Origin of the sequence: Pseudomonas sp. NPDC089569 (genome assembly GCF_050280625.1) — a bacterium.
Taxonomy (GTDB): domain Bacteria; phylum Pseudomonadota; class Gammaproteobacteria; order Pseudomonadales; family Pseudomonadaceae; genus Aquipseudomonas.
This window is the reverse complement of the sequence record NZ_JBNNVQ010000044.1, coordinates 35,028-44,540: the sequence shown is the minus strand read 5'-3', so window position 1 is coordinate 44,540 and position 9,513 is coordinate 35,028. Positions and strand designations below refer to the sequence as shown.

The 9,513-nt window shown below is 58.1% G+C and carries 8 protein-coding genes and 2 pseudogenes; 5 read left to right on the top strand and 5 right to left on the bottom strand.

The window, feature by feature from the left end; translation table 11 throughout:
• The first annotated feature begins 589 nt into the window (after nucleotides 1–589).
• On the top strand, nucleotides 590–943 hold the full coding sequence (locus tag ACQKP2_RS18140) for a DUF6124 family protein (protein ID WP_427578358.1): 354 nt from the start codon (nucleotides 590–592) through the stop codon (nucleotides 941–943).
• 338 nt (nucleotides 944–1,281) lie between these two features.
• On the opposite strand, the gene ACQKP2_RS18135 is transcribed toward ACQKP2_RS18140, so the two are convergent.
• A complete protein-coding gene (locus ACQKP2_RS18135) occupies nucleotides 1,282–1,638 on the bottom strand; it encodes a hypothetical protein (RefSeq protein WP_427578357.1) in 357 nt (118 codons plus the stop codon).
• 613 nt (nucleotides 1,639–2,251) lie between these two features.
• On the opposite strand from ACQKP2_RS18135, the gene ACQKP2_RS18130 reads away from it, so the two are divergent.
• On the top strand, nucleotides 2,252–2,605 hold the full coding sequence (locus ACQKP2_RS18130; RefSeq protein ID WP_427578355.1) for a DUF6124 family protein: 354 nt from the start codon (nucleotides 2,252–2,254) through the stop codon (nucleotides 2,603–2,605).
• Nucleotides 2,606–2,837: 232 nt separating this feature from the next.
• Nucleotides 2,838–3,299, top strand: a complete 462-nt coding sequence (locus ACQKP2_RS18125; protein WP_427578354.1) for a hypothetical protein — start codon at nucleotides 2,838–2,840, stop codon at nucleotides 3,297–3,299.
• Nucleotides 3,300–3,409: 110 nt separating this feature from the next.
• Here ACQKP2_RS18125 and ACQKP2_RS18120 read toward each other — a convergent pair whose 3' ends face one another.
• The 3 genes and pseudogenes from ACQKP2_RS18120 to ACQKP2_RS18110 all read right to left on the bottom strand — a co-directional run.
• A complete protein-coding gene (locus tag ACQKP2_RS18120) occupies nucleotides 3,410–3,970 on the bottom strand; it encodes a YSC84-related protein (RefSeq protein ID WP_427578353.1) in 561 nt (186 codons plus the stop codon).
• 389 nt (nucleotides 3,971–4,359) lie between these two features.
• Nucleotides 4,360–4,959 (bottom strand): annotated as a pseudogene (locus tag ACQKP2_RS18115) (methyl-accepting chemotaxis protein); the annotation flags it as partial.
• Between the two features lie 261 nt (nucleotides 4,960–5,220).
• Nucleotides 5,221–5,979, bottom strand: a pseudogene (locus ACQKP2_RS18110) (MCP four helix bundle domain-containing protein); the annotation flags it as partial.
• Nucleotides 5,980–6,467: 488 nt separating this feature from the next.
• Here ACQKP2_RS18110 and ACQKP2_RS18105 point away from each other — a divergent pair.
• Nucleotides 6,468–6,929: a hypothetical protein gene (locus ACQKP2_RS18105; RefSeq protein ID WP_427578351.1), complete on the top strand. Its 462-nt coding sequence runs from the start codon at nucleotides 6,468–6,470 to the stop codon at nucleotides 6,927–6,929.
• Between the two features lie 68 nt (nucleotides 6,930–6,997).
• On the opposite strand, the gene ACQKP2_RS18100 is transcribed toward ACQKP2_RS18105, so the two are convergent.
• Nucleotides 6,998–8,026, bottom strand: a complete 1,029-nt coding sequence (locus ACQKP2_RS18100) for a D-cysteine desulfhydrase family protein (protein ID WP_427578350.1) — start codon at nucleotides 8,024–8,026, stop codon at nucleotides 6,998–7,000.
• Between the two features lie 239 nt (nucleotides 8,027–8,265).
• Here ACQKP2_RS18100 and ACQKP2_RS18095 point away from each other — a divergent pair, with 239 nt between their 5' ends.
• A complete protein-coding gene (locus tag ACQKP2_RS18095) occupies nucleotides 8,266–9,489 on the top strand; it encodes a YbfB/YjiJ family MFS transporter (RefSeq protein ID WP_427578349.1) in 1,224 nt (407 codons plus the stop codon).
• Nucleotides 9,490–9,513 lie beyond the last annotated feature (24 nt).

Below are 9,513 nucleotides of genomic sequence, written 5' to 3'. Positions count from 1 at the left end.
TGAGAAAATATCTAAACAACCGCAATTGCCGTTAGCGGACGTCACGAACGGCGACCGTTGGACGTCAGCGGTCGCTTGCCGATAGCCGCTTTTGGCCGTCAGCAGTCGCGTGCTCATGTCCGCTTTTGGCCGACTTCTGCCCGTCGAGAACGTCCGCTTTCAGCCCTTCATTTGTACACGTGCTGATTGGCCGTCGTGCATCCAGTGCAGCTTTTCTCGGGAGGAGCGGGGCGCGTGTTTAAAAGCCCCCCAGATTTACTTCCAGAAAGCTACAAAATCTTGCGTCGTTACCTACCACTACGCCAGAATCCGCCGGCTTTTGCGCCTGGGGGCCGCTCGGTATCTTGATTCCTGTCACTGCCCATCAGTGATCGGGTTTCGCAGCTCGGCTAATCTCTAGGCGCACAACGTCTACCGTCCGTGAGCAGATACTTTTTTGAGTCTGTCACTCACGTCATGGCGGCTGTGCGTGGGAGACCTCAGGGTCTGCCGGGTTCCTAGAGTCCTGGTCTGCGAACCCGCGTACAGCTGCCACCCTATTTCGTTTCGCAGCGACGGGTGGGAGCTCCACATTTCTAGGAGTTTCACCATGTTCAAAGTCACACCTAACCCGCCGGACCCCGCATCCCCCTACGAACCCGACTCAAAAAAACTCAACGAGGCCGCCGAGCGAGCCCTCGACTTTCATTTCCCCTCGACGGCCGATATCAAGGCCGCGCCGCGCACCCCCAGTACGCTGTTCAGCGTCGATCCAGAGGCGTCGAGCGAAACCCTGGCGGTGTATCTGGTCGAGACGCTGGCCTCGGTGGATGTGATGGTCCATCAGTTGGTGGATCATCTGGACGGTGGCTCGCGCAATGCGCTGCTGGGCATTTCCAATAGCGTGATGCTGGCGGAGATCACGGCGAACCGGTTGCTGGATCAGATCGATCCTGTGACGTAGGCGCGGCCGGCAGCGGAAGGCAAAGCGGGGCATATGTATCGCTGTGTATCCGGCCCCCCTGTTCGGAGACTGGCTTACAAATGTCCCTCGATGCGGATACGTCCGGGATACATGGAAAAAGGGCGCAGATTTATTTTTACTCTGATGCAGGGCTCGCGTTATCTAAGGTTATCGACGTGCCTACGAGGGAGTGCTGCATCGGAGGCAGAGGTGCAAATTAGAGCAAGTAAAATAAATCCGAGTTGGCTTTTAGCCTTGACTTGAGACCGGCTAATGGGCGTCCCATTTTTCGTTATTTTTCGTTCTATTCTTCACTGAGCGCTATAGAGTTCTTCCGGTTACCACACCAAGATGGGAAATACATCGCGCCGCGTACTCACAACATAAGATTCAAACCCATTCTTCTCAGGATAGATTTTCAGGATCATTTCCCTACTGAAAGTGATGGTGAAAACGCCAAAACTATCAATTGAAAAGCCCTCTACATCGAGGTTTAGAAAGTCGAAAAGTAAAGGGCTGGTAGAGGGGTCTTCACCATGCCCCCACCTGCATACCCTACTGATATCGCAAGCGAATGGGCATTGAATTAACACGCTTGCCATGTCACCAAAAAGCAGGATCAGTGAACTGATCCCGACAGTTACTCCTGTTAGAGCGGAAGGAGTCATTTCAGCCAAATCTGAATCGTTTATCATTGCCGTGCTCTTTCCATAGAGGTGGTTGTTGAAGAATCATAGGCCTGAATCGGCTCTAGTGCGGTAGGCAGATCATATCTCCATTTGTTAGGGCAGCCATTCATGCCAACCGTTCGATTCTGGCGAAAGCGGCTCAGGCGAATGTCTGCTACTGGCCGACTTCTGCCCGTCAAGAACGTCCGCTTTCGGCCCTTCATTTGTACACGTGCTGATTGGCAGTCGTGCAGCCAGTGCAGCTTTTCTCGGGAGGAGCGGGGCGCGTGTTTAAAAGCCCCCGGATTTACTTCCGGAAAGCTACAAATTCTTGCGGCGCAGCCTACGGTGAAGCCAGAATTCGCCGGCTAGTGCGCTTCAGGGAGAGGCTCTATCGTTTACGTGCCGCTGCCAATTCAGCGGCCGGGTCTGGAAACCCGGAAATGTAAACGGCAACCAAAAGCGCCCTTCATCACGTATGCTTGCGCGCCTTTGATGTGCACTCCGTTATGGCGGTTGTGCGCAGGAGACCTTCAGGTCTACCGGGTTGCCGTTTTCCCGGGTTTCCAGCCTGCGTACAGCTGTCACCCCTTCGTCTGGAAACGAACGCGGCAGCTCCACTCGCAAACGGAGAGTCACCATGTTCAAAGTCACACCCAACCCGCCAAACCCCGCATCCCCCTACGAACCCGATTCAAAAAAACTCAACGAGGCCGCCGAGCGTGCCCTCGACTTTCATTTCCCCTCGACGGCCGATATCAAGGCCGCACCGCGCACCCCCAGTACGCTGTTCAGCGTCGATCCGGAGGCGTCGAGCGAAACCTTGGCGGTGTATCTGGTCGAGACGCTGGCCTCGGTGGATGTAATGGTCCATCAGTTGGTGGATCACCTGGATGGCGGCTCGCGCAATGCGCTGCTGGGCATTTCCAATAGCGTGATGCTGGCGGAGATCACGGCGAACCGGTTGCTGGATCAGATCGATCCTGCGCCGTAGGCGCGGCCGGCAGAGGAAGGAAAAGCGGGGCCTATGTATCGCTGTGTATCCGGCCCCGCTGTTCGGAGACTGGCTTACAAATGCCCCTCGATGCGGATACGTCCGGGATACATGTGTGCAGTCAAATAGCCTGGCCTTAGCGAGACAGCACAAGCGCCTCGCACCACGGCTTATCGCCCTTGCGGCATGACCCAGGCGGCCCAGGTCGCACACTGTACCCGGAGAAACAACCATGTCCCGTATGTCGAACAAATCCCGTATTGGCCTGATCGCCGTTGCACTGGCCGGCAGCTTGAACCTGGCGTCCACCGCTTTTGCTGCAGACGCCTTGCCGCAGGGCTATCAACTGGCCGCAGCGGAAAAGACCAGCGAAGGCAAGTGTGGCGAAGGCAAGTGCGGCGCCGGCGAAGCCGCCGCCAAAGTGACCAAGGCCGGTGAAGGCAAGTGCGGTGAAGGTAAATGCGGCGACGCCTCGTTCGCTCGCACCGACACCGATCACGATGGCCGTGTTTCGCTGAAAGAACTGCTGACCGTGGCCCCGCAGGGCGGTGAGGAATTCAAGGCGATGGACACCAACCATGACGGTTACCTGTCCGAAGCCGAGGTCTACAAGTTCCGCACCAATCAGTACGTTTCCAACGGCAAGAAAGTACCGACCGAGCTGTTCACCAAGATGAGCAAAGTCCAGGGCTGAGAAGGGGGCAGATTGATTTTTTACTGAGCCAGATAAAAAGCCTGCGGGGCGCAACACCCCGCAGGCTTTTTCAATCCACTGGAAGGACCCGCCTGGGACTTTCGTGGTTTTCAGCGCTTGATCAGGGAAATCTTCGTGCCTTCGATACTGATCCCGGCCATCAGCCCTTGCTGGTCGAAGATGAACGCATAGGCGTCATCCTTGAGTGTCGAGCTGGACAGGTTCTTCGAAACCCCTTCATCCACCACGACAACCGTTGGCCCTACACCAATTTCCCAGCCCTTGGTGTCGGCGACATATTTGACCGCCTTGTCGGTCATCAGAAACACCACATAACCATACGACTGCGCACCGGCCTGCAGGCCCCACGAGCCGCTGACGGAGTTGTAATAGTTCTCGACCTTCGTGCCCTTCATCAGTACGCCTTCGCCATAACTGCCGCCGAATACCAGGCCGGCCTTGATGATTTTCGGGAACACCAGCACGGCTTTGGCCTGGTGCGAAATGGTTTCGGAAAACGGATTGGTCTTGTAGAGCGTCTGCAACGCTTGTCGAGAGTCGGCATTCAGGTCCTCGGCGGTGGCCGCTCCTGCCGTATTTAGAAAGCTCGCCGATGCCAATGAGGCGAGCACGAGAAAGAAAGATAGAAAGAACCGCATCGAATGAGTCATTTGCATACTCCGATAAGGGAGCAGTGGACGGGAGCAGCAGTCAGCCCGGATTCAACCGGGAACCGAACCTGCCGAACGTTATCCGGCGCGCCCAGAAGTGTGTGGATGACAGGCGTCGCGCTTGAATGAAGGTGGTCCGGGACCACGGGGGCGATGCGACGCCATCAATGTTGTGACCATTGGGGTGGGGCAGGGTTCGTTGTCGGAGGTTGTCGCTCATATCCCGTGACGGGGCGCCCGTGAGAGGCGAAATCGGCCAGGCGTCGAAGGTTCTGCACTGCGGCGACTGGCGTGACCCCACCGGTCGCGCCACTCATGCCACGCAGTCGCAAGTAATCCTGGGTCGAAGGGCCGTCGGCAACACGTACCCGGACAATGCAGCGATTGAATCAAACGGTAAATTGAGCGACCACCTTGTTCAAGCCAATCGCCAACTTCGACAGCTCATTGCTGGCAATGGAGGTCTCATTGGCTACCGATGTACTTTGAACGGAGAGATCCCTGATGCTCATCAGGTTTTGATCCACGGACCGGGCGACTTGTGCCTGTTGCTCGGACGCGGTTGCGATCTGCAGGTTTCTTTCGTTGATATCAGCCACCGCCCTGGATATTTCCCGAATGGCTTCCCCGGCTTCGCGTGCAATCTCAAGCGTTTTGATGGCTTCTGCACTGCTTTCCTGCATCGAAAGCACGGACTTGTCGGAGCCTGACATGATGCCGCTCATCATTTGCTCAATTTCCTGTGTCGACTCCTGAGTCCGATGAGCCAAGGCCCTGACCTCATCGGCTACCACGGCAAAGCCGCGGCCTTGTTCACCCGCGCGGGCGGCTTCGATGGCGGCGTTCAAGGCAAGCAGGTTGGTTTGCTCGGCAATGGCCCGAATAACGTCGAGCACTTTTCTGATTCCTTGAGTCTGTTGCGCCAATTGCTCAAGGTCGTTGCTGGTTTGCTCAACGGTGCCCGCCAGATTTTCAATCGACGATATCGTCCGGGTGACCCGATCCAGGCCGGTCTGCGCGGCTGTACCGGAATGTTGTGTGGACCTGGAGGCTGACAGCGCATTGCTGGCGACGTCTTCGACGGCCGCCGTCATCTCGTTGACGGCCGTTGCCGCCTGTTCGGTTTCGAGACTCTGGCGTTGAATGCCCGATTTCGATTCATGGGTGATCGCGCTCATTTCTTCAGCCGCCGATGCCAGCGATGCAGCCGACTCGGAAATATGATGGATCGTGCCCTTGAGATTCTTCAGCATCGCCGCCGCTGACTGTTGCAGATCCGTCAGTTCATCGGTTCCCGACACCTCGACGCTGCTCCTCAAATCCCCACCGGCAATCATCTGGTTGATATGCATCAACGATTGAAGCGGCAATACGATGCTTCGTGTGAAGAAAATGGCGATGGCCACTGTGAGCGCCAAGCCTGCGGCAATGATCGCGATCACCCAGGCCAGACCGCTGTCGAAGGCGGCACGCGCATTATCGCCCGACGTTGCTGCACCAACGGTGTTAAAAACGGCCAACTGGTCAATACCGTCTATCAACTCATCAGCCGCCGGGGCAGTTTCGGTGCGGATATAAACAAATGATTGAGCTTGGGATTGTTTGTCCGCTTGCATCAACAGGGTATGCACTTTGTCGCGGTAATTTTTTACCAGTGCTTTGACTCTTTCATATTTGGCCCGCTCACCTGCAGAAGAAACATTGGACTCATAGGCCGAGGTGGCGTTATCGAGTTTTTTATCCTGTTCGATGACTTTGGCACGCGACGCATCATTATTGGTCGCGCCTTGAATAATGTAATACAGCAGTGACAAGCGAAGATTGTAGGCGTTCGATTTGATCGCGGCAGAGCCCTGTATGCTGGGCAGCCAGTCGGATTCGAGCATTTTCGCTTCCTTGCCGATTTGCGACATTTTCCAAATCGACAGTCCGCCCATCAACACCAATAAAAGGCATATCACACCAAAACAAAGTGCTGCGCGTGCGCTTAGCCTAATGCGTCTTATCATCATTTTTCAGTTCCAGTTCAATCCAGGTCGATTCAGGCTCAATACATCGGTTCAGTTTCCAGAGCTGACGGTCAAGCGACGGGGTTAGGAGCGCATACACCCTATTGAGCCCGATCAGGAAGGGGAATCAGTCAAGCCTTAAAAGGAAAATCGGGTTGGCCAAAAGGGGCTGTGCTTCAAACGGGAACGAAGAAAGAGAAGGCTGAGAATGTTCGCAGAAGGCAAGCAGAACTCGTGCTTTGCTCGATCCTGCGGCGTAGGAGCGACCTGCAGAAGAAAAGCGGGGACTATGTATCGCTGTGTATCCGGCCCCCCTGTTCGGAGACTGGCTTACAAATGCCCCTCGATGCGGATACATCCGGGATACACGTGTGCAGTCAAATAGCCTGGCCTTAGCGAGAAAGCACAAGCGCCTCGCACCACGGCTTATCGCCCTTGTGGCATGACCCAGACGGCCCAGGCCGCACACTGTACCCGGAGAAACAACCATGTCCCGTATGTCGAACAAATCCCGTATTGGCCTGATCGCCGTCGCACTGGCCGGCAGCTTGAACCTGGCCTCCACCGCGTTTGCCGCAGACGCCTTGCCGCAGGGCTACCAACTGGCCGCAGCGGAAAAGACCAGCGAAGGCAAATGTGGCGAAGGCAAGTGCGGTGCTGGTGAAGCCGCCGCCAAAGTGACCAAGGCCGGTGAGGGCAAGTGCGGTGAAGGCAAATGCGGCGACGCTTCGTTCGCTCGCACCGACACCGACCACGACGGCCGTGTTTCGCTGAAAGAACTGCTGGCCGTGGCCCCGCAGGGCGGTGAGGAATTCAAGGCGATGGACACCAACCACGACGGTTACCTGTCCGAAGCCGAGGTCTACAAGTTCCGCACCAACCAGTACATCTCCAACGGCAAGAAAGTACCGACCGAGCTGTTCACCAAGATGAGCAAAGCCCAGGGCTGATCGATCGATGCGACAAAAAAACTCCCCGGATTCACGTCCGGGGATTTTTTTGCGCTTGAAAAACCGGCTCAGTCGAAGGCGCTGCGGTAGGCAAACAGCCCCGGCAAGCCGCCGGTCATGACAAACAACAGGTGACTGCCCGCCGGGTAGTCGCCCCGGCGCACGGCAGCCAGCAAACCGGCGAAGGCCTTGCCGCCGTAGACCGGGTCGATGAGCAAGCCTTCGTGGGAAGCCAGCAGGCGTACCGCCTCCAGCATTGCATCGGTCGGTGCGCCGTAGGCGTCGCCGCGCTGGCTGCCATCCACACTCACCGTGTGTTCGACCAAGGCAACGGAGGGGGCGAGGAGCTGCAGGGTTTGCCGGGTCTTTTCCAGTGTCGTGGCCAAGGCCTGTTCCTCGGTTGCCAGTACCGAGTAGCCGAGGATTTGTGTGGAGGCGCGCGCCAGCGTCACACCCGCCAGCAATCCGGAATGGGTCCCGGCACTGCCGTTGGGCACGACAATCTGGTCGAAATGAATACCCAGTGCATCCGCCTGACGCAGGATCTCCGCTGCGCAGGCGGCATAGCCCAGGCTGCCACGGGGGCTGGAGCCGCCCAATGGCATGACGAAGGGCTTTTTCCCTTGGCCTTTGAGCGTTTCAACCAGTTGCCCCGCATGGACATCCGGTGCCACCCCCCTGGCCAAGCGATGGATGTTTGCCCCGAACAGACCATCGAGCAGGACGTTGCCGTTGTGGCAGAAGTCCTGATCGCTGCGCACGGCGGACGGGGTCAGGATCAGTTCGCAAGCCAGGCCATGCCGGGCGGCGACGGCGGCGGTCAGGCGCGCGTGATTGGATTGAAAGCCACCCCAGGTCACCAGGGTGTCGGCGCCTTCGGCCAGCGCTTCGCCCAGCAGGAATTCCAGCTTGCGCAGTTTGTTGCCACCGCCGCCAAGGCCGGTCAGGTCATCGCGTTTGACGTACAGGTTGCAGCCATTGAACTCGGGCAGGCTGCTCAATCGGGACAGTTTCTGGATCGGTGTCGGGCCTTCGAGCAACGCAGCCCTGGGGTAGGCGGCCAGCGCGGTATCAAGAGGGTTCAAGTCATGGGTCATGAAAGTTCGCTCGTCGGGTGAAAAGGGAGTGAAAGCCATGAGCCACTGTAGGAAAGCCTTGATCGGAAGATATACCGCTTCGCGGGAATTACAGTTGATACGCCGTGTAATAAACCCTCGGCAAAGTCAGCTGCCATCGGCATATCTTTTTTACAGATAGCCGATAGCTAATTTATTCGTTACTGGAGATATCGTCTCGCGCGTAGTGTTCGCCCAACTGAAGACTGCAAGGGCAGACGATGAACAGCGTAAAACCCACGATTGCCGCCACCGCACCCCATCCGGTCAGTCCATGGCGGGGCACCGTGGCCGGCTTCTCCGCCAGCCTTGTCGGCATCGGCCTGGCGCGGTTTGCCTATACACCGCTGCTGCCGGCCATTGTGGACGCCCATTGGTTCGATGCGTCGAAGGCCGCCTATCTTGGCGCGGCCAATCTGGCGGGGTACCTGGCCGGCGCTTTGTTTGGCCGCACGCTGGCGGCGAAAATCTCTACGCGATGGACCCTGCGACTCATGATGCTGCTGGCCAGCCTGGCGTTTTTCGCCTGTGCGTGGCCGCTGTCCTTTGTCTGGTTTTTTGCCTGGCGCCTGTTATCGGGTGCAGCCGGCGGCGCATTGATGGTGCTGGCGGCGCCGACGGTGTTGGCCCATGTGCCGCCGTCCCGCCGAGGGTTGGCGGGCGGGGTGATTTTCATGGGGGTGGGCGTCGGGATTGCGGCGTCCGGGACCCTGGTGCCGCTGTTGTTGCAACAGGGGCTTGCGCAAACCTGGCTCGGGCTGGGCGTCATTGCGTTGTTGCTGAGCGCCATTGCCTGGCACGGTTGGCCGACGGACAACGCCCCGGCGACCGGCACTCCTCATCCTCGTCGCACCCCATCGAATGGCACGCTCAAGGCGCTGTATGTCGAGTACGCGTTGAACGCCGCCGGTTGGGTGCCGCACATGATCTTCCTGGTGGATTTCGTTGCCCGCGGCCTGGGTCAAGGGCTGCAAACGGGGGCGCAATACTGGGTGCTGTTCGGTATCGGTGCCACGGTCGGTCCGCTGCTGGCGGGAGTGCTGGCCGATCGGGTCGGGTTCGGCCGGGCGTTGCGGGTGGCGTTCCTCATCGAGGCCGTCAGTGTCGCGGTGCCGGCGATGGGTGCGGGCACTGTCTGGCTGATGGCGTCCAGCGTGGTCGTCGGCGCCTTCGTCACCGGCACCGTGCCGCTGGTGCTGGGACGGATTCAGGAAATCCTTGTTCATCACCTCGCTCAACAGAATGCGGCCTGGCAAACCGCCACGGTGGGGTTCGCGCTGTTTCAGGCAATCGCCGCCTATGGCTTGTCGTTCCTGTTTTCCTGGAGTGGTGGCAACTACCACCTGCTGTTCCTCATTGGCACGTCGGCCATGCTGATCGCCTTTTTCATCGATGTGATGGCGGCGCTGCGTGGCTCGCAGCCATCCGGACAATCGGCCCTCTGACCTTCACCTGCGGAGTACTCGTCA